Below are 19658 nucleotides of genomic sequence, written 5' to 3' on the forward strand. Positions count from 1 at the left end.
CCGTTGCTCACGGCGGGTATCGGCATTCATTTTTCGGCTATTTCTTCAGCGACGCGATGAACGCATCGACATCGCTGAGGGAGAGATATTCAACTTCCTCGGTGCCGCTGTCGGTGAATTTCCAGACAACCGCCGGTGCGGAAACGTCTCCGTTTGCATCGAAACGGACATCACCGGTCGCGCCCTGATACTTGACCGTGCCGCCGCCCGCGAGCGTCTCCTTCGCGGCTGTAAATCCGGCCACATCCGCCGTGACCGGCGTCCCGTTCGGGTCCGTCACCTTGGCGACCGCGGCCGCAATATCAGCACCTGACGCGTCCTTGCCTGCCGCTTCCATGGCGAGAAGTGCCAGCATGGCGGCATCGAAACTGTTGGCAAGGCCCGGGCCGTTCGGCTCGGAACCGAATTTTTCCACATAGGCGGCCTTGAAGGCATCTGCACTGGCGACACGCGGTGAAGCGGTGTCCGTGCCGAGCGCATTGCCGAGATACTGCAGGCCGACATTGTCCCTGAATTCATCGGACTTCAGCGAGTTCGCCAGGATCATGTCCTGGGTCCCGCCGAGAGACAGCCATTCGCGGACCGCGGATGTGCCTTCATTCGGGTAAAGTGCAAGATAAAGAGCTTCCGGCTGGCCACCGATCGCCTCAGTGACCTCGGCGCGGTAGGACGGCTGAGCGTCATTGATGGCAACGGACGATGTCACCTCGATGCCGGCGGCTGCGAAATCGGCTGCAATCAGACGGGCCATGTCCTGGCCCCAGTCATCATTCTTGTAGAGGACGGCGATCTTCTTGTAGCCCTTGTCGGAGGCCACTTTCGCGGCCATCGCCGACTGAACCGCCGTCGTTGCGAATGTCCGGAACCAGAGGCCGTTGGTCTTGCCTTCCTCGGACAGTTTGGTGAAGGCGGTCGAGGACGAGCAGCAGGACATCTGCATGACGCCGCCCGGGACCGTGACGGAGGTCAGGATGGGCATGGAAACGCCCGACGAGACCGCGCCGAGCAGGACGTTGACCCCTTCCAGATCAACCAGTGCCTTGGCCGCATCGACACCGACCTTGGGATCGACCTGTGTGTCGCGCAGAACCATTTCGATCTGGCACCCGGCGGCACCACCGGCTTCGTTCACCTGGTCGACGGCGAACTGCGCCACTTCGGCAATCGGCCGGCCCCAGTCCACCGAGGTCGGCAGCGTCGCGCCGATCTTGGTCGTGCAGTCCTGTGCGTGCGCTCCGGTACTCAGAGCCGACACTCCGGCCGCGAAGGCCGCAATCGTAAGTAACGTTCTCATGTGAACCCCTCTGCTTGTGTTTTCTCCCGGCTCCGGCCGGGTTGGGAAACGATCAGCCGCTCGGGGAACAGGCCCTGAGGCCTCCAGAGCAGCATGCCGACAATCACCAGACCGATCAGCACGAACTGAATCGACCCGGTGTAGAGTTGTGCCTCGATAGGCGCGAAGCGGGACAGGGCCCAGCCGGAAAAGGTCCAGGCTCCCCAGATCAGAAAGGCGCCGGCAAGCGCACCCTTGGCATTTCCGGCGCCGCCGACGATCAGCATGGCCCAGATCTGGAATGTGAGAATGGGCAGAACGTCCTGCGGGCTCACAAACGCATAGAACGTGCCGTAGAGACTGCCTGCGAGGCCGATGATAACCGAGCCGGTCACGAAGGAAATCAATCTTATCCTGTCGGGTGACTTGCCCAGGGATCTGGCCGCGGTTTCGTCCTCGCGGATGGCGCGCAGCAAGCGGCCAAACGGCGAGACGGTCAGGCGCTCGAGAAAGACATAGACCGCGCAGAGAATGAGAAGAACGACAATCAGGAACACCACGTTGTAGGTGAAGCCGTCCCCGAGCATTTGTCTGAAAGGACGCTCGAAGCCACGGATGCCCTGCGCGCCGCCGGTGATGCTGGTCGCGTTGCGCATCACGTTTTCAAAGGCGACCGCGACGCCGAAAGTGGCAATCGCGAGGTAGTCGTGGCGCAGCCGCAAAGTGAGCCTGCCCACCGCCCAGGCCAGAAGCCCGGCGGCGGCCATGCCCGCCAGAAGTGCCAGCGGGTAGAACAGCTCGAACCCGCCCAGCTGACTTTCCTGCGGCGCGCCCCCAAGGATCAGAGTTCCGTAGGCACCCGCCCCGAAGGACGCGACAACACCGCCATTGAAGAGGCCGGTATTACCCCATTGCAAGTTCAGGCCGAGCACCGCGATACCGAGAATGGCGGCAACCGTCGTGAAGAACACGAGATAGGAGATCACACCGATCATGCCCGCGCCTCCCCGAAGAGACCGTTCGGCCGGATGAGCAGAACAAGAAGGATCATCACGAAGGGAACCGACGGACTGTATCCGGACGGCAGAACAACAAGGGCAATGTTGGAGGCGACCCCGACGATGAACCCGCCGAGCACCGCGCCATAGACGCTGCCGATCCCGCCGACGATCGTTGCCGCGAAAATCGGCAGCACGAGGTCGCGGCCCATGACGGGCGTGATCTGGTAGCTGAGGCCGTAAAAGACCCCTGCGATTGCACCCAATGCACCGCCCATGATCCAGACCAGCGCAATCATCTTCTTCAGGTTGACACCATGCACCTGGGCAAGGCTCGGGTTCTCGGCGATCGCCCTGAGCGCAAACCCGATCGTGGTGCGCGAGAACAGCAGGTAGAGCGCGAACATGATCACCAGTGCTGCAATCAGGACAAAGACCTGATCGGGCTTCACCAGCAACAGCGGGTCTCGGGACAACACCATGGCGAAGGCAATGTCGCGGGAATAGAGCTCGCTGGACAGGCCGAAGACAAGCCCGATGACATTGCGGATGACGAGAGACATGCCGAAGGAGGCAAACACCATCGATAGCTCACCGCCTTTCTGGCGCACCCTGCGAAAGACCAGCTTGTCGATCAGGACTGCGGACAGACCAGTCACCAGCATGGAGATGAGGATCGAGAGCAAGAGCGCTCCCGTCATGGACAAAGGGCCGATCTTTGCCGCCAGTACGGGCAGCAGGCTCTCGAACAGCCTGTCAAACACAAGGGCGCAGTATGCGCCAATGGACAGGAGCTCCGCGTGGGAGAAATTGGCGAAGCGCAGGATATGCATCACCATCGTCAGGCCAATGGCACCGAGCGACAGGAACGAGCCGACGAGAATGCCGTCGACAAGATGCTGGATCATGCCGCCCCCTTCCGTTCGCCGCCAAGATAGATACGGCCCAGCGCCGGGTCCGCGAGCAGGTCCTGCGCCGGACCGTCAATCTGGTTCCGGCCCTCGGCCAGAACATAACAATGGTCAGCACGTCCGAGCGCCTGCTTCACGTTCTGTTCGACAAGGAGCACCGAGACGCCCTGCCGGGTCAGCTGTCTGACATGATCAAGCACCTCTTCGGCGGATTTCGGCGACAGGCCCGCGGAAGGTTCGTCCATGAGGATCAGCCGAGGCTCGACCGCGAGCGCCAGGGCGACAGCCAGAAACTGGCGCTGCCCGCCGGACAGCGATCCGGCTTTTTCGCGTCTTTTTTCGGCAAGCACCGGGAACCGCTCAAAGAGCGCCTGGATCCGTTCCGCCGGCGTGCGGTGAGACTTCAAAACCAGATCGAGATTCTGCTGGATCGTGAGCGTGCGAAAGACATTGTCGGTCTGGGGCACATAGGCAATTCTGGCGTGCGAAAGGCGATCGGGTTCGAGCCCGGTGATTTCCTTTTCTTCGAGCAGAACACGGCCTTCCGTGATCGAGAGCAGGCCGGCAACGGCCTTGATCAGGGTCGACTTTCCGGCCCCGTTTGGGCCGATGATGGCTGTCAGTTCGCCCGTTTTCGCTTTCAGTGACACGCCGCGCAGGATCGGAAGATCCGGCCTGTAGCCAGCCGTCAGTTTTTCGATCCGGAGCAGGGCGTCAGGCATCGACCGGCGCCCCCAGATACGCTTCCAGAAGGACCGGGTTGGACTGGGCTTCCGCCGCCGTTCCCTGGAACACGACCTTGCCTTCGGCCATGGCAATCACCGGATCGCAGTGCCGCATCACGAAATCCATATCGTGTTCGATGATGAGGAAGGTTTTGCCACCCCGGTTCAGTTCCTCGATCTTTTCAATCAACACTTCGGTCAGGGCCGGGTTGACGCCAGCGGCAGGTTCGTCCAGCAGGATCAGGCGTGGATCGCCCATGAGAACGCGCGCGAGTTCAAGCAGCTTCATCTGGCCGCCCGAGATCTTGCCTGCGGGCTGATCCGAAACGGGTCGCAGCGTCAGAAAGTTCAGTACTTCGAGCGCGCGGCTGCGGACGGCCTTTTCCTGTTCTCGAATGCGTGCCTTGCCGAACACGGCACCCAGAAGCGTTTCACCGGTCTGCTGAAGCGGGGCGAGCATGACATTTTCAAGGACGCTCATGCGCGCGAAGGGCCGCGGGATCTGAAAGGTCCGGCCGAGCCCGAGCACAAAGCGCTGGTCCGGCGGCAGGCGGGAGACGTCCGTTCCGGACAGACTGACGGAGCCCGCTGACGGGGCCAGCTCGCCTGCAATCACGTTGAACAGAGTCGACTTGCCGGCACCATTCGGGCCGATCAGACCGGTGATCGATCCTTCCCGGATCTTCAGGGTGACATCATCGACCGCCTTGAAGTCTCCAAAGGACCGGCTGACGCCGCTGAGCGTGAGGATCGCATCATCCATTGGACGCCCCCAGCACCGCGTCATTCGGCCGTGTGTTCAAGTTGTACTTCATGATCCGCCCGTGGCGGCCGGTCCTGTCGCGCTCCAGCGCGAAGACCTCGCCGGAGGGACCCGGCGCCGCGTCGAGCCAATCCGAAATGCGCGCGAGATCCTGCTCATCAAGCCTGAACCGGAAAACCTCCAGAGTTTTCGGCAAATGCCGCGCATAGCGCGCGCCGACGATCGCGGCCGCGACCTGAGGCTGCTGCAGGACCCAGCGCGTCGCGACAGAGCTCAGCGACACGCCGTGCCGGTCGCCGATCTCCTTGAGAAGGCGCAGCAGGGCCTGAAAGGACGACCAGGGACCGCATTCATCAATGATCAGGCGATATTTCACCAGGGACCTGTTTTCAAACGCGAAGCCGGGGTCGGGCTGCCCAAGCCAGCCATCCGTGAGGAACCCGCCGGCCAGGGTGCCGTAGCACAGGAGGCTGATATTGTTTTCCGCCGACCACGGAACGAGCGTGTTTTCCGGCCGCCGGTCGAGCAACGAATACTGCACCTGGGTCGACACAAGATCGATCCCCCCATCGAGAAAAGGCGCGGTCTCAACGACGTCCCAATTGGTGACGCCGAGATGGGCGATCTTGCCTTTTTCCTGGCAGCGTTTGAGAACCTCCATGGCGCGAACAGGACCGCCGATGGAGGTGTCCCACCAATAGAACTGAACCAGATGCAGACGCTCGATCCCGAGCCGTTGCAGGGACCGGTCGACAATCGCCTCGACTTCCGTGTCGGAGAGGTTCTCCAGGCGCTCGAGATCGGGAACAAGTTTGGTGTGCACCTGTACCCGGTCAGCGACATCGGCGCCGCGGCGCTTGCGCAGATCGGAAATGAAGGCCCCGATCATTTCCTCGACACCGGTATAGATGTCGGCGCAATCGAACGCCGTGATGCCGGCATCGACGAAAGCTTCCATGTCCGCGATGGCCGCCTGCCGCTCAACCGGGCCGTGGTCACCGGCAAGCTGCCAGCCGCCCTTTATGACGCGGGAGATGCCGTATCCTGGACGCAACGCTGCCTTCTCCACGCTCATTCGGCCTCTTCCTTTTGCCAATAGGGCGTGCTGCGCGTTTCCGGCAGGCCGGTTGTTGCAGAATGCGAGAACCAGCGCCTGGTGGTGCGCGTTATCCGGAATCGCCCACCACAATGCGGATCGGCGCAGGCGACTTCGGCATCGGTCGACATCCAGTCATTCGGATGGGTATCGCGCTGCTTTGCCGGCAGCAGCGGCAAGACCGCAGCGAGCGCATACATGGAGACACGCTGACATTTGTCGAACACGAGCGCCTCACCCTCGACCGAGAAACTCTCGCCTTCAATGTGGCGGCAGACAGGCGTCCGGCCGTCCAGAACGGTTTCGACCTTCAGGTCATACAGCCAGAAACCGTCGTCTCGCTCGGGCATCGCGTCATCCAGGTGTGTGTTCCCCTTGCCAGCCACCGCTCCCCACTTTTTTAAGTTTGGCGCCTTGCATGTGATCTGTGATATTTTATACCATGTCACAAAATGAGGTTGTCAAGAAAAGAAACCCGGCACGGGTCCGTGGGGCGGAGATGAGTGCGCCGAAAATCGCAAGGATAGACCAGTCGAAACTGCGCGAGAGTGCCTATGACGCCCTGCGCGAAGCCTTCACGCGCGGTGCGTTTGCACCCGGCGAGACGGTGAGCCTGAGAACGCTTGCGGACCAGCTGGGAACCTCCATGACGCCGGTACGCGAAGCGGTCAGACGCCTTGTCGCTGAAGGTGCCCTGGTCGACACGCCAAGCCGGACGCTCGAGGTGCCGCCCTTCGATCCGGAGCGCATGCGCGAACTGAAATCAGCGCGTCTCGCCCTTGAGGCGCTGCTGCTTGAAGAGGCCATGGACCATCTGGATGCAGGCGGTATCGACGCGCTTGAGGAAATCATTTCCGCGCCGCGGTCGGACAACGATATGCCCGACCTCAAGCAGAATTACGACTTTCACTTCACGCTCTATGGTTATGCGCGGTCACGTGTGATCCTGCCGCTTGTCGAGGCGCTCTGGCTTCAGTACGGCGCCTTCCTGAACCTGGTGGTAAAGGAGCGGGCCGCGAATGAAATTCCGGAACACATTCATCACGAGGAGATCATCGCGGCCTTGAGAAAATCGGACCGGAAGGCAGCGCAAGGAGCGCTCGCGCTGGATATCGAGCGCAGCTTCAAACTGCTGCTGCCGGAAAGCTGAGGGACGAAAATGACAGCCGAGCCGCCCCGCCAAAAGCTTGCAGAGGGATTGGAGATCAGCCGCGTCCTGACCGGCCTGTGGCAGGTGGCGGATATCGAAAAGGACGGGACCGTTCTGGACCCGGAAAAAGCCGCCGATGATCTGGACGCCTATCTTTCCGCAGGTTTTTCCACGTTCGACATGGCCGACCACTACGGCAGCGCCGAGATCATTTCCGGTCGGCTGCTGGCGAGACACAGCGAGGGCGGGCGCCCGCAGATCTTCACCAAGTGGTGTCCCGAACCGGGCCCGATGACCGCGGATGTCGTACGCCGGGGCGTACAAGAGCGGCTCGACCGGCTCGGCACGGACCGCATCGATCTGCTGCAGTTCCACTGGTGGAGCTTCGAGCACCCTGCCTGGCTGGACGCGTTGCACGAATTGACGCGGCTGCGACAGCAAGGGCTTATCAAGGCGCTTGGTGTCACCAATTTCGACGCGGCCCATCTTCGGCTCGCCCTGTCGGACGGCATCCCGCTGGTCACCAATCAGGTGTCCTTCTCCATGATCGACCGGCGCGCGCGCGGTCCCCTGTCGCAGCTGTGTGCGGAGAGGGGTGTCCGGCTGCTTGGTTACGGCACCTTGTGCGGCGGGTTTCTCTCGGACAGGTGGCTTGGAAAGCCGGAACCCAGGGACATCTCCGACTGGTCGAAAATGAAGTACAAGCGCTTCATCGACGCTGCCGGCGGCTGGTCAGGTTTTCAGGGCATACTCTCGGCAGCAAGCGAAATCTCCAAAAAGCACAGTGTGTCCATTGCAAATGTCGCGACGCGCTGGGTGCTGGACGAAGACGCCGTCGCCGGGATCATCGTGGGGGCCCGGATCGGCGAAAGCGAACATATCGCCGACAACCGGAAGCTCTTTTCTTTCACGCTGGATCAGGAGGATCGCGCGCGGCTCGAAGACGCTTTTGCCGAGACCGACGACGTGCCGGGAGACTGCGGCGACGAATACCGCAAACCCCCGTTCCTGACCGCGTCAGGAGACTTGAGCCATCATCTTGCGGAGATGCCGCTCGCCCATCGTGCCATCTCTGCAACGCATCGCGCGGACGCCACAAAGGTGCTCACAGGGTCCGACTGGGAAGAGATTGCGGGCTATTGCCGCGCCCAGAAGATCGGGAACAGGCTCCATGTCTCCGGCACGACGGCCGTCGCCGGGGCCGCGCGGGCGGTTGCGCCCGGCGATGCCGGGGCCCAGACCACCTATATTCTCGACAAGATCCTGGCGGCACTTACTGCACTGGGTGCGAGCGCCAACGATGTGGTACGGACACGGATCTACATTGTCGACGAGGCGGATGTCCTTGATATCTCGAGAGCCCACGGCCGTGTCTTCTCCGAAATAAAGCCTGCCAACACGCTTGTCGTCGTCGCGGGGCTCATCGGCGATCACAAGGTGGAAATCGAAGCCGAGGCGCTTCTGGCGGATGACTGACGGGCAACGCAGCGGTGCCCGGCTCTGCGCCGGTCATACGAGCGGTGCTGCTCCTGCCAAGCGGCCCAGAACAACCGCGCTCAAGAGGCCGTTGCCCGACAGGTAGCCGCTGTCGGATGTTCCCGATACGCCGCACGCCGCCCCGCCACATGCAAACAGATTGGAGAAATCCGATCCGTCCTTGCGCATGATGCGCGCCTGATCACCGGTTCGAAGACCGCCCTGCGTGTGAAAGAGAGCCCCCGTAACCCGCACGCCGCAATATGGGGCTTCGAGCGGCGGAGCGCTGAATGTCCGGCCGAAGGCATCCGCACGATCAACAGGCAGCGAGCCGATCGTTTCGACAAGAGCCTCAACCGGGAGATTGAGCTCTGACGCAAGGCCCTCAAGCGTTTCACTCGTCTTGATCGCCCCGGCGGCTTCGGCTTGCTTGAAGTCCTCGAACTGGCGCGCCACACCCGCGATCCGGCCGTCGAAAATCGCGAAAGCTTCTCCCCCTGGCTGGGACAGCACTGCCCGCGCGGCCTCCGAATAGCCCTGCGCCTCGTTCCAGAACCGGACACCGTCCCGGTTGACCTGAACACCGCCCTCGGTGATCACGGCCCAGGTGATGAGAATACCGTGCGGATGGGCGACATTTCCGTGTCCCTGGTAAGACCCGAGATGCATCAGATCCGCATCGATCCCCTCACCCCACAAGACGGCTTCACCGCGATTGCCGTCGTGGCCGAACCAGAGGCCGTTGTCGATTTCGGGGAGATACTTTGTCACCAGTTCCCGATTGCCGCCAAAACCGTTGCAGGCGAGGATCAGTTTCCGGCAGCCAATCGTTTCGACGCCGCCGTCCGGTGACGCAACCTCGACGCCCGCAACATGCGCTCCGTCTCGGAACAGACGCACCGCCCGTCTTTCACAGATGATGTCGAGCCCGGCCCTTTCGCAGGTTGCCCGAAGCGCGTCGATCAGTTCGGCACCCGAGCGCGTCGGCAGGCCATGCATGCGCCGCCGGCTGTGTCCCGGGTAATCGAAATTGGTGATCACCGTGAATGGCAGGCCGTGGGTATCGGTCAGCCAGTCGATCACGGGAGCGGAGTTGACCGCCAGCCTGTCGACCAGCGCCTGCTCGTTCTCGCTGCCGGCCTTCGCCTGTATGTCAGCGGCAAACTGTACGGGATCATCCGCAATCCCGGCTTGTGCCTGTGCCCTGGTTCCGGCAGCCGGGATCAGACCCGCGGAGAGCGCGGTGGAGCCCCTTGGCACCGGGTCCGCCTCGATCACAAGGACGGATTGTCCCGCTTCATGGGCGGCCAGTGCTGCAACAAGCCCGGCGGCACCGGCTCCGACAATCAGGGTTTCGCAGTCCAGGTCAAACATCTCGGGCGGCGGCGCGACGTTAGCTTTCGTCGCGGTCATAGGCGGCCCCTCTTGCGAGCATTTCGGCCGTTCCGATCACCCCGTTGAGGCCGTCGAAATCATACATCCTTCCGGCAAAGGGCCGGTTGCTGCCATTCTCGCGAAGGCTTTGATAATATTCGCCCGCCGTGCGTGCGATGGCGCGCACGATCCCGCCGGGGAAGATCACGATGGAATAGCCCTGTTCTTCCAGGTCGTCCGCACCGGTTATGGGTGTCGCCCCGCCTTCCACCATGTTCGCCAGAAGCGGAACCCGGCCTGCAAAGTGCCGCGCGATGCCGGAAAGCTGTTCGCGGGATTGCGGCGCTTCCACAAACAGAACGTCTGCACCGGCTTCCAGATAGGCTTCCGCCCGGTCGACCGCGGCAGAGAACCCCTCGACCGCGATCGCATCCGTGCGCGCGATGATCAGTGTTTCCGCCGACCGGCGTGCATCCGCCATCGCCTTCACCTTGCCCGCCATCTCCGATGTGGCAATGAGCGATTTGTCCGACAGGTGACCGCACCTCTTGGGATAGGTCTGGTCTTCGACCTGGAGCGCCGACGCGCCGGCCCGCTCGTAAAGGCCCATGGTGCGCTGTGCATTGAGCGCGTTGCCGAAACCGGTATCGGCATCGATAATGACGGGCAGGTCGGTCCGGTCCGCAATCAGGCCCATGGTTTCCGTCATTTCGGTCACGGAAGTCAGCCCTATATCGGGCCGGCCGAGACGCGTATAGGCAACAGCCGCGCCGCTAAGATAGAGCGCCTCGAAACCCGCCGACGCCGCGATTGCCGCCGTCAGACCGTCATAGACACCGGGCGCGACAAGGATGCTGTTCTGTTGGAGACGGGTCTTGAGGCTCATGATGTTTTCTCCAGCCAGGTGAGCACATCCGCACATGTCATTTGAGCGGTCACCGTTCCAAGCGACAAAAGCGTTGCCTCATGCAGCGTGCTGTCAAAGGCAGCGCTGCCGTCGGTGAGAAGAACCGTGTCGATGTTTCGCAAATGCGCATCGCGCAAGGTGGACGCGACCCCGCCGTTGGTGACGATGCCGCCAACGACCAGGTTGTCGATGCCGGCGGCACGCATGATGTATTCCAGTCGCGTCTGGTAGAAAGCCGAATAGGCAACCTTTTCGACGACAAAATCCGCCGGATAAAGCGTGTCCACCAACGTGTTGCCGAAACTGCCCGGGGCAAAATCACCCTTGCCCAGGAAAGGTCTCAACTTTTTCAGATGCGGTGCGATCAGCGGCTCGCCATTGGCATCCGGCACGAGTGTGAACTGGGCCGAGATGTAATGGCCGCCGCGCTTTCTCAGGGCGTCGACGAGCGGCTTGATGCGGCCCGGCAGCGCCGCAATGCCGTCGGCCCGCTGACCGGCGCGGCCATAGGCACCTTCCGGGTGAATGAAGTCATTTTGCAGATCGATCGTCAGAAGCCCCGTTCTGGACAGATCCCATTGGACGGGTTCGCTCACGAATGGTCCTCCGAAGGTTCGATGATGGTGTTGCCGAAGGCATCGACCCGTGCCTGAAGATCCGGCTCGATCAGCACGGTCGTGTCCGGCTGTTCCAGGATGGCCGGGCCTTCGATAACGGTTCCGACGGGAAGTGCCAGCCGGTCGAAAATCTTCGTCTCGTGCCATTCATTGCCGAAATGCACGTTGCGCAACGCCTTGGATTCAGGTGCGCCCGTTTCCACCGGCGCGAGCGCCCTGAGATCGAATTTCGGACGCAAACCGGTTACCGAACTGCGCAGGTTAAGGATCCGTCTGACACCCCCTTTGAGAAGCCGGCCGAAGGCCGCCTGATAGGCGGCATCGAACGCGTTCTCGATCTCCGCCCGGGTCGGCGGCGTCACCTTGCCGTTGCCGGTTGCGACGCTCAGCGGAACGGAAACAGTGTGGGTCTGACCGACATAGGCCATGTCGAGTTCGAAGGTCAGCCTGCGCGATTCAAATCTCGTTCTGGCGGCATCCAGCAGCGACATCCCCTGATCGACGTGAGATTGCATGAATGCGCCCAGCGCGGTCTCGTCGAGCGTGTCCACCAGCGTGTTGATGGTCTGAACGAAATCCTGACGCATATCCGCAATGACGCAGCCCATGGCCGAGGTAACGCCCGGATAGCGCGGGACAATGGCCCTGGCGATCCCGACTTCACTCAACATGGCACCTGCGTGCAGCGCTCCGCCACCGCCGAAAGGCATGAAGGCGAAGTTCTTCGGATCAAAACCGCGTTCAATGCTGACGAGACGGATGGCGCCGGCCATTCTGGAATTGGCGACCCTGAGAATTGCCTCGGCAGCCTGGACCGTGTCCAGAGACAGCGGGCGTCCGACATGCGTGTCGATGGCCGCAGATGCCGCCTCGACATCAAGCCGGGTCAGTTTTCCGCCAATCGGATTGTCGGGATCGATCCGGCCGAGGACAACATTGGCGTCAGTCACTGTCGGCCGGGTATTGCCGAGACCGTAGGCGACCGGACCGGGATCCGACCCGGCGCTTTCCGGACCGATGTTGAGCAGCCCGCCCCTGTCGACCCAGGCGATCGAGCCGCCACCCGCACCGATGGTGGTGATTTCGATCATCGGCGTGCGCACCACCATGCCGAAGTCGATCGAGGTCTGCGGCGACAACATCGAATGCCCGTCCGATATCAGCGAGACATCGAAGCTGGTGCCGCCCATGTCACCGGTGATGACGTTTTGAAAACCGGCGGAAGACGCAATGTATCCGGCGGCGATCACGCCGGCAGCCGGGCCGGACAGCGCCGTGCGGACAGGCAAGCGGCAGGCCGTATCGACCGCCATCACGCCGCCATTGGACTGCACGATCATGAACTCGCCGTCAAACCCACCCGCATTCAGCGCGTTTTCCAACCTGTGCAGATAGCCGGACACTTCCGGCTGCAGATAGGCGTTCAGCGCCGTTGTCGAGAACCGCTCGAATTCGCGGATTTCGGGAAGGATTTCCGAGGAGGCCGAAACGTGGGGGTTCGGCCAGATCTCGCGCACAGCCTGCACCGCCGCTGTTTCGTTCTCCGAATTGGCGTAGGCATTGGCAAAGAGGATCGCCACGGATTCGCAGCCTTGCTCGCGCAACTGATGCGCGGCGTTGCGCACGGCTTCAAGGTCAACCGGCGTCCGGATCGACCCGTCGGCGAGAGTTCGCTCTGGAACCTCCAACCGGTCCCGCCGGTCGACAACAGGCTCGAAATCCCCGCGCAGACCCCAGGTGCGCGGCCGGTCCCGGCGGCGCATCTCCAGGACATCGCGCAGTCCCTGGGTGCAGATAACGCCGGTTTTCGCGCCTTTGCGCTCCAACAGGGCGTTGGTTCCGGCCGTGGTTCCATGGATCACAACTGAGATCTCCGACAGATCCGAGACCCGCTGCGAAATCCCGTCCAGGAACCCGCCGGACTGGTCCGGCCGCGTGGTCGGCACCTTGGCAACTTCCGCGGTTCCGTCTTCTTCGTTCAGCACAAACACGTCCGTGAATGTGCCGCCGACATCAACCCCGATCATGCGCCCGCTCATTGAGCCACCTCCCGCCAGCCCTTGCCGTAAAGCCGGTCGGCGCTCCCGGCGTCCAACATACCTCTTGCAACATCGCGGGCGATGTCTTCGGGGGCCCGTTCCTCGGCGCTGCCGTAGCCACCACCACCCGGTGTTTCAAGACGCACGGCCTGTCCCCGACGCAGTTTTATGCCGCGCATCTTGGAGGCAAGCGGCGGCGTTTCCCAGCCATCGTCCTGCTCGAAGGTGAAGCGGTTCATGGCGCCATCGCCGCCGTTCGCAATCCCCTTGGGAGCAAAGCGGCCGCGCTCGCCGAACAGAAATGCCTCGGCCCCGTTTTCTTCCAGGACCTCGATTTCATAGACCGCGCCCAGTCCGCCGCGATGCTTTCCGGGGCCAGCGCTGTCCGGGCGCAGGGCCCAGGTCCGGAACATCACGGGATAAGCGGCTTCGAGGATCTCCATCGGCGGAATTGTCGCGGTCGAAATCGGTGCGTTGCCGTGGTTGAGGCCGTCGCTTTCGGGCGAGCCGCCATGACCGCCCCCATAGAAGCTGAACATGACCCAGGGCTTGCCGTTGCTCCGCTTTCCAGCGATCGACAACGCATTGATCGTGCCGTAGGCATTGGCGACGACCCGGTCGGGCGCCGCCCTGGCAAAGGCGGAGAAAATCACGTCGATCATGCGCAGGATCGTTTCCGTGTAGCCACCGGTCGGACTTGGAAACTCCGCAGACAGCAGCGAGCCGTCCGGAACCTTGACGTCTATCGGCCGCATCACGCCGGCATTTGCGGGCAGCGAAGGGAAGATGTGCTTGATCGCAACATAGGCGGTGGCGACCGTCGTCGGCAACGCAATGTTCACCGGCCCGGCGCATTGCGGCGCGGAGCCCGCGAAATCGAGCGTCATCCGGTCGCCGCTGATTTCCAGCGCGACGCGTATCGCAAGGGGTTCGTCGGTGATGCCGTCGTTGTCGAGAAAGTCTTCCGCCTCCCAGCGGCCGTCCGGCAGTTCCTGAAGTTCTGAACGCATCAGCGCTTCGGCCCGGTGACCAAGGGCGTCAAGCGCAGCGGAAACCGTTCCTGACCCGTACTCGTCCAACAGCTCGTCCATGCGCCTGACACCGAGGTCCAGCGCGCCGAGCTGGCCGTTGAGATCACCCATCGCCGATTGCGGCAGCCGCGTGTTCCTCAGCAGGATGTCGATGATGTCCTGATTGACCTCACCGGCGCTGGCGAGACGCACCGGCGGCAGGACGAACGCTTCCTGGAAAACCTCCGTTGCCGCCGGATTGTAGTTACCCGGAACTGCGCCGCCAACATCGTGCCAGTGGCCAACGGATGCGAGATAGCAGAACAGCTCTCCGTCACGAAAATAGGGCCGCACAAGGCGCATGTCGGAAAGATGCGTGCCGCCGATATGGGCATCGTTGAAGATGAAGATATCACCGTCCCGCAGGTCGCCGTCGGCAGCGACCTTTTCAATGACAGCCTTGACCGCAAAGGACATCACGCCGACGAAGATCGGCAATCCGGATTTGCCCTGAACCAGCGTGTCGCCGGTCGCGGCGCTGTAAAGCCCATGGCTGGCGTCATGGGCTTCGGCTATGATCGGGTTGAAGGCTGCCCGGAACAGCGTTGCGTCCATCTCGTCGGCAATCTGTTCCATGCGGCCGGACAGGACCGACAGGGTAATGGCATCGATCTCGCTCATGCTTGCGCCCTAACCTCCGCAATGTCGTTCCACACATCCTGCCGCGTGATCCTGCCCGCCTCGATCTCAAACCGGTCCATGAAACGAATACCGCTGAACGCGGTGCCGTCTGGCCATTCACCGGACAGGCTGCCACGGCAGTAGACGATCGCCGCACTATCAGAGCCCTGTAGGGCGTCGAAGCCCTCATAGGTCTTCCCGACGAAGCGGTAGCGCGGCCTGGCCCAGTCGAGCAGTTCCGGCAAGGTGGACATGGGTTTCGTTCCCGGAAAACGCATCGAGAAGCCGGCCGCCAGCATGGACTCCGCTTTGTCAATCTCACGGGCTTCCATGGCGGACAGGAAGCGGCGGACGATATCGACGGGATCCGGCAATGCGGGCGCCCCGCTTCGATGCTTTCCTCCGCGCGAATAATCCTCGGTTGCCATCTCGTGGATCATGACCGTGATGGCATCCGGCCCTGCGGGTACGACAAGGCGGACAGCACTCGTCAACGCCTCATGAAGGCGCCGTTTCTCTTCGGCCCCGTAGCCTTTCAAGAGATGCAGTTCAACAATCGGCACTCCGCCTTCCTCCCGATATTTGTATTTTTTATAATACTAATTTGTATATGTTGTTAAGACAGAAAAAGACAAATCAATCGTACCGAAGCTTGATCTTTTTAAAACCGGCGATAACATTATGCGAGGATCAGGGAGGAATTTCCGTCGTGAACAAGCCTGCAAAATCGCTGCTTCCGGAAGGGGCCAAGGCACGGCAGGTCTATCTGTCTCTTCGCGATCAGATCGCAGACGGGCGGTTGGAGGACGGCAAGAATCTCCCTCCCGAACAGAAGCTTGCCGAACTCTTCGGCGTTTCCCGCGTCACGATACGCAAGGCTCTTGATGCTCTGTCCGAAGCCGGGCTGATCGTCCGGCGCGCCGGCAGCGGCACGACGGTGCGCACATCCGGCCAGCGGGAAAAGCCAATGGCCATGAACCTTGCCACACTGATGCCCCAGCTCGTGGAGATGGGCCAGAACACAACGGCCCGCCTGTTGTCGTTTTCCTATGGACCCGCACCCGAATTCGTTGCCGGTGCGCTGAGGCTCGAGACAAAGGAGCAGGTGCAGATCGCAACGCGCGTGCGCAGCACCGACGGCACACCTTTCTCGCATCTAACAACCTACGTTCCCGCGTCGATTGCCGCGAACTATTCCGAAAACGATCTGGCGACCACGCCCCTCTTCAAACTGCTGGAACTGAGCGGGGTCCAGATCAAGGACGCTCATCAATCGGTCTCGGCCACACTTGCAGGCCCGGACATTGCCGAGGCGCTCGGAATTGCCGTCGGCTCCCCGCTGCTTTCGCTGAGGCGGGTGGTCAAGGATGTCAACGGCAACGGTGTCGAATATCTGTCGGGGCTCTACCGGCCTGACATGTTCCGGCTCGAAATGCCGCTCACCCGGGTCGGTGACGGCAACACCCGCCATTGGGAACCTGCGATCGGAAAACCGCCGGGTGAGAGCGCATGACGGCACCGCGCACACTTCTGGACAGACTCTGGTCTGCGCATGAAATCGTGCTGCGCGAAGACGGGTCGTCTCTTTTGTGGGTCGACAGGCATCTCGTTCACGAAGGCTCGCACCACGCTTTCGCAAAGCTGGCGGAGCGTGGAGCCGCAGTTGCGGAACCGGAGCTGACCTTCGCGGTCGTCGATCATTATGCCCCCACGCGAGCACGCGATGCCAATCTTGCTCCACAGATCGCCTACATGATCGGGACGCTGCGGAAAAACGCCGCCGATCATGGTTTGAGGCTGTTCGACTTGCGCGATCCCGGACAGGGGATCGTTCACGTTGTCGGGCCGGAGCAGGGGCTGACCCTTCCCGGCCTGTTGATCAATTGCGGCGACAGCCACACGTCCACCCACGGTGCATTCGGCGCGCTTGCTTTCGGCATCGGCGCAACGGAAGTGGCACATGTGCTGGCGACTCAGACCATCTGGCAGAAGAAACCCGCCGCCATGCGCATCCGGATTGACGGGGACCTTGGCCCGGGCGTGAGTGCAAAGGATATCGCGCTCAACTGGATCGCGACGCTCGGTGCGGACGGGGCCCAGGGACACGCGATCGAATATGCCGGGTCTGCCGTGCGCGGCCTGTCGATGGAAGGCCGGATGACCCTGTGCAATCTGTCGATCGAAGGCGGAGCCCGCTTCGGGATGATCGCGCCGGATGAAACGACATTCGCCTATGTCAGTGACCGTCCGCATGCTCCGCAAGGGTCCGCATGGGATGCGGCCATTAAAGACTGGGCGAAACTGTCATCGGATGACGGCGCATCATTTGACCGGGACATCCAGCTTGCGGCAGGCGACATTGCACCAACCGTCACCTGGGGCACCAGCCCCGAACACGCAATCCCGGTGACATCGACCATTCCGGATCCGGAAACCCTTACCAATGGCAAGGCACAGGCCGTGCGCGATGCACTCGACTATATGCGTCTGCCAGCGGGACGGCCCATCGACGGCACACCGGTTGACCAGGTTTTCATCGGCTCGTGCACGAACGGCCGGATCGAGGATCTCCGGTTTGCCGCTGCCGTCCTTTCCGGGCGCAAGGCCAAGGTGGCCGGTCTGGTTTCGCCCGGGTCCGCGCTCGTCAAGACGCAGGCAGAACAGGAAGGTCTCGACCGCATTTTCATCGATGCCGGCCTCGAATGGGCCGCGTCCGGCTGTTCCATGTGCGTTGGCATGAATGGCGATCTCGTCGACCCCGGCAAACGCTGCGCCTCCTCCACGAACCGGAATTTCCGCGGACGGCAGGGTCCCGGCGCCCTGACCCATCTTATGTCGCCCGCCATGGTGGCCGCGGCGGCCGTGACCGGCACGATCACGGACGTGCGGCCTCTTCTTGAGGGGCGGACGGTATGAGCGGCTGGACGAAACACAGCGGACAGGCCGTCGCCCTGCCGATCCACAATATCGATACGGATCAGCTGATCCCGTCCCGCTTCATGTCGACACCACGCAGCAAGGGCTACGGCGGGTTCCTGCTGCATGATCTGCGCCGGGATGGCAGCGGCAGCGAACATCCGCATTTCCCGCTCAATCGGCACAAAGAAGCATCCATCGTCGTCGCCGGACGCAATTTCGGCAGCGGATCGTCGCGCGAGGCGGCGGTCTATGCGCTTGTGGACGCAGGCATCAGGGCCGTTTTCGCGCCGAGCTTCGGCGACATCTTCGCGGGCAACGCCGTCAACAACGGACTTCTGCCCGCACGGATCCCCGAAGAGGACTTCGACTCGCTGATGCGCGCACTGGAAGACAGCGCCAGACCCGCGCACGTGTGCCTGGAAGCAGGGCAACTGAGTATCAACGGCAGGACCATCGGCTTTCACATCGATCCGGGCTGGCGCACCAAGCTGATCAATGGCTGGGACGACATCGATCTGACGATGCAGCATCGAGCAGCCATCGAGCAACACAAACAGGGACGGGACAGCCATGCGCCATGGGTCCGGCCCTTGAAGGAACACACCGGCTCTTGAACCGCAAGGGCAGTACGCATCAGGGCACAGCCTGAACAACCAGAGGGATAAAGGCAAAAGCCATCCTGTGAAGTGGAGAGAGAAAATGATGAAGATGATATTCGCCGGCCTTGTTGCGGGATCGGCGCTGATGGCAGCGTCGGCGCAAGCGGAAGACAAGATCACAGCCGTCCACGCGTTTCCCGAAACGCTGATCTACACCAAGAGTTTCCTGTCTTTCGTGGACAAGGTGAACGAGGCCGGCAAGGGCGTCGTGCAGATCGAGGTGCGCGGCGGACCGGAAGCCATCGGCATGTTCCAGCAGCCCGACGCAGTCCGCGACGGCATTGTCGACATGGTCTATACGCCGGGCTCCTTCTACGGCGGTGCGCTTCCTGAAAAGGATGCGATGGTCGCCTCCAACCTGACGGCTGTCGAAACGCGCCAGAATGGCGGCACCGAGCTGATCGACAAGATCCATCAGGAAAAGATGGGACTGAAGTATCTCGGCTGGTTCGACAGTGGCGTATGCTACAACCTTTGGACCCGCAACGAGCCGACCTTCGACGAGAACGGCAACCTGGAAGTCGAAGGGCTGAAGCTGCGCGGCAACAACGTCTACAACGCGTTCTTCACCAATTATCTCGGTGCGCAGGTGATCGATCTGCCGACCGGTGAGGTCTATTCCGCCCTGCAGCGCGGTGTCGTCGATGCGACCGGCTGGACGCAGATCGGCCTGATCGACCTGAAGTGGAACGAGTTCCTGAACTACCGGATCGAGCCCTGCTTCTTTTCCACGGATCTCGGCGTGATCGTCAACCTGGAGAAGTGGGACTCGCTGTCGGACGAATCCAAGAAGATCCTTCAGGACGTCGCGATCCAGCACGAGAAAGATAGTGTTGAAGCCCTGCGCGCCAAGCGTGATGAAGACTTCGCTGCTCTGGAAGCTGCAGGCATGACGGTGGTTTCGCTGGAAGGCGAGGCGAAAGCCAATTACCTGGCCGCCGCACGCGAGAAAACCTGGGAGCGCATGAAAGGCCTCATGGCTGAACAGCCGGGCGGAACAGGCAATTATGACACGCTGATCGAACTCTTCTACGATCTCGATTCGGCAAAATAAGTGAAT

The 19658-nt window shown here is 61.9% G+C and carries 19 protein-coding genes; 6 read left to right on the forward strand and 13 right to left on the reverse strand.

What is annotated here, in order from left to right; genetic code table 11:
- Positions 1-37: 37 nt before the first annotated feature.
- From RDA78_RS05620 to RDA78_RS05650, 7 genes are read right to left on the reverse strand one after another with little or no spacing between them, the layout of a single operon-like run.
- Complete coding sequence (locus RDA78_RS05620; RefSeq protein WP_434054370.1) at positions 38-1294, reverse strand: ABC transporter substrate-binding protein; 1257 nt, start codon at positions 1292-1294, stop codon at positions 38-40.
- The gene (locus RDA78_RS05625) at positions 1291-2268 is read right to left on the reverse strand and encodes a branched-chain amino acid ABC transporter permease (protein ID WP_434054371.1); all 978 of its coding nucleotides are present in this window, start codon (positions 2266-2268) and stop codon (positions 1291-1293) included. The genes RDA78_RS05620 and RDA78_RS05625 overlap by 4 nt, the downstream gene beginning before the upstream one ends.
- On the reverse strand, positions 2265-3179 hold the full coding sequence (locus RDA78_RS05630; RefSeq protein WP_434054372.1) for a branched-chain amino acid ABC transporter permease: 915 nt from the start codon (positions 3177-3179) through the stop codon (positions 2265-2267). Before RDA78_RS05630 ends, RDA78_RS05625 begins: the two co-directional genes overlap by 4 nt.
- The gene (locus RDA78_RS05635) at positions 3176-3904 is read right to left on the reverse strand and encodes an ABC transporter ATP-binding protein (protein WP_434054373.1); all 729 of its coding nucleotides are present in this window, start codon (positions 3902-3904) and stop codon (positions 3176-3178) included. Before RDA78_RS05635 ends, RDA78_RS05630 begins: the two co-directional genes overlap by 4 nt.
- Positions 3897-4670, reverse strand: coding sequence for an ABC transporter ATP-binding protein (locus RDA78_RS05640; RefSeq protein WP_434054374.1), 774 nt, complete (start codon positions 4668-4670; stop codon positions 3897-3899). The genes RDA78_RS05635 and RDA78_RS05640 overlap by 8 nt, the downstream gene beginning before the upstream one ends.
- Positions 4663-5745 (reverse strand): aldo/keto reductase, encoded by a 1083-nt coding sequence (locus RDA78_RS05645; RefSeq protein WP_434054375.1) that lies wholly within the window; start codon positions 5743-5745, stop codon positions 4663-4665. The genes RDA78_RS05640 and RDA78_RS05645 overlap by 8 nt, the downstream gene beginning before the upstream one ends.
- The gene (locus tag RDA78_RS05650) at positions 5742-6116 is read right to left on the reverse strand and encodes a TIGR04076 family protein (protein WP_434054376.1); all 375 of its coding nucleotides are present in this window, start codon (positions 6114-6116) and stop codon (positions 5742-5744) included. The genes RDA78_RS05645 and RDA78_RS05650 overlap by 4 nt, the downstream gene beginning before the upstream one ends.
- 149 nt (positions 6117-6265) lie before the next feature.
- Between RDA78_RS05650 and RDA78_RS05655 the strand changes: the two genes are divergently transcribed.
- On the forward strand, positions 6266-6916 hold the full coding sequence (locus RDA78_RS05655; RefSeq protein WP_434054377.1) for a GntR family transcriptional regulator: 651 nt from the start codon (positions 6266-6268) through the stop codon (positions 6914-6916).
- A 9-nt stretch (positions 6917-6925) separates the two neighbouring features.
- Positions 6926-8392, forward strand: coding sequence for an aldo/keto reductase (locus RDA78_RS05660; protein ID WP_434054378.1), 1467 nt, complete (start codon positions 6926-6928; stop codon positions 8390-8392).
- Between the two features lie 33 nt (positions 8393-8425).
- Here the strand turns inward: RDA78_RS05660 and RDA78_RS05665 are convergent, their stop codons facing one another.
- The 6 genes from RDA78_RS05665 to RDA78_RS05690 are packed head-to-tail and all read right to left on the reverse strand — an operon-like array spanning position 8426 to position 15583.
- On the reverse strand, positions 8426-9805 hold the full coding sequence (locus RDA78_RS05665) for an FAD-dependent oxidoreductase (RefSeq protein WP_434054379.1): 1380 nt from the start codon (positions 9803-9805) through the stop codon (positions 8426-8428).
- A complete protein-coding gene (locus tag RDA78_RS05670) occupies positions 9786-10652 on the reverse strand; it encodes an isocitrate lyase/PEP mutase family protein (protein ID WP_434054380.1) in 867 nt (288 codons plus the stop codon). Before RDA78_RS05670 ends, RDA78_RS05665 begins: the two co-directional genes overlap by 20 nt.
- Positions 10649-11269, reverse strand: coding sequence for a cysteine hydrolase family protein (locus tag RDA78_RS05675; protein ID WP_434054381.1), 621 nt, complete (start codon positions 11267-11269; stop codon positions 10649-10651). Before RDA78_RS05675 ends, RDA78_RS05670 begins: the two co-directional genes overlap by 4 nt.
- Positions 11266-13329, reverse strand: coding sequence for a hydantoinase/oxoprolinase family protein (locus RDA78_RS05680; protein WP_434054382.1), 2064 nt, complete (start codon positions 13327-13329; stop codon positions 11266-11268). The genes RDA78_RS05675 and RDA78_RS05680 overlap by 4 nt, the downstream gene beginning before the upstream one ends.
- Positions 13326-15020, reverse strand: coding sequence for a hydantoinase B/oxoprolinase family protein (locus tag RDA78_RS05685; protein ID WP_434054383.1), 1695 nt, complete (start codon positions 15018-15020; stop codon positions 13326-13328). Before RDA78_RS05685 ends, RDA78_RS05680 begins: the two co-directional genes overlap by 4 nt.
- Entirely contained in the window at positions 15017-15583 is a 567-nt protein-coding gene (locus tag RDA78_RS05690) for a tautomerase family protein (RefSeq protein ID WP_434054384.1), read from the reverse strand. Before RDA78_RS05690 ends, RDA78_RS05685 begins: the two co-directional genes overlap by 4 nt.
- A gap of 146 nt (positions 15584-15729) precedes the next feature.
- Here RDA78_RS05690 and RDA78_RS05695 point away from each other — a divergent pair, with 146 nt between their 5' ends.
- The 4 genes from RDA78_RS05695 to dctP all read left to right on the forward strand — a co-directional run bounded on the left by RDA78_RS05695 (position 15730) and on the right by dctP (position 19652).
- On the forward strand, positions 15730-16533 hold the full coding sequence (locus RDA78_RS05695) for a GntR family transcriptional regulator (protein WP_434054385.1): 804 nt from the start codon (positions 15730-15732) through the stop codon (positions 16531-16533).
- On the forward strand, positions 16530-17936 hold the full coding sequence (gene leuC, locus RDA78_RS05700; protein ID WP_434054386.1) for a 3-isopropylmalate dehydratase large subunit: 1407 nt from the start codon (positions 16530-16532) through the stop codon (positions 17934-17936). Before RDA78_RS05695 ends, leuC begins: the two co-directional genes overlap by 4 nt.
- Positions 17933-18553, forward strand: a complete 621-nt coding sequence (gene leuD, locus RDA78_RS05705; protein WP_434054387.1) for a 3-isopropylmalate dehydratase small subunit — start codon at positions 17933-17935, stop codon at positions 18551-18553. Before leuC ends, leuD begins: the two co-directional genes overlap by 4 nt.
- Positions 18554-18638: 85 nt before the next feature.
- Positions 18639-19652, forward strand: a complete 1014-nt coding sequence (gene dctP / locus RDA78_RS05710) for a TRAP transporter substrate-binding protein DctP (protein ID WP_434054388.1) — start codon at positions 18639-18641, stop codon at positions 19650-19652.
- The last annotated feature ends 6 nt before the right edge of the window (positions 19653-19658 follow it).

It is taken from the genome of Roseibium sp. (assembly GCF_051016195.1).
Taxonomy (GTDB): domain Bacteria; phylum Pseudomonadota; class Alphaproteobacteria; order Rhizobiales; family Stappiaceae; genus Roseibium.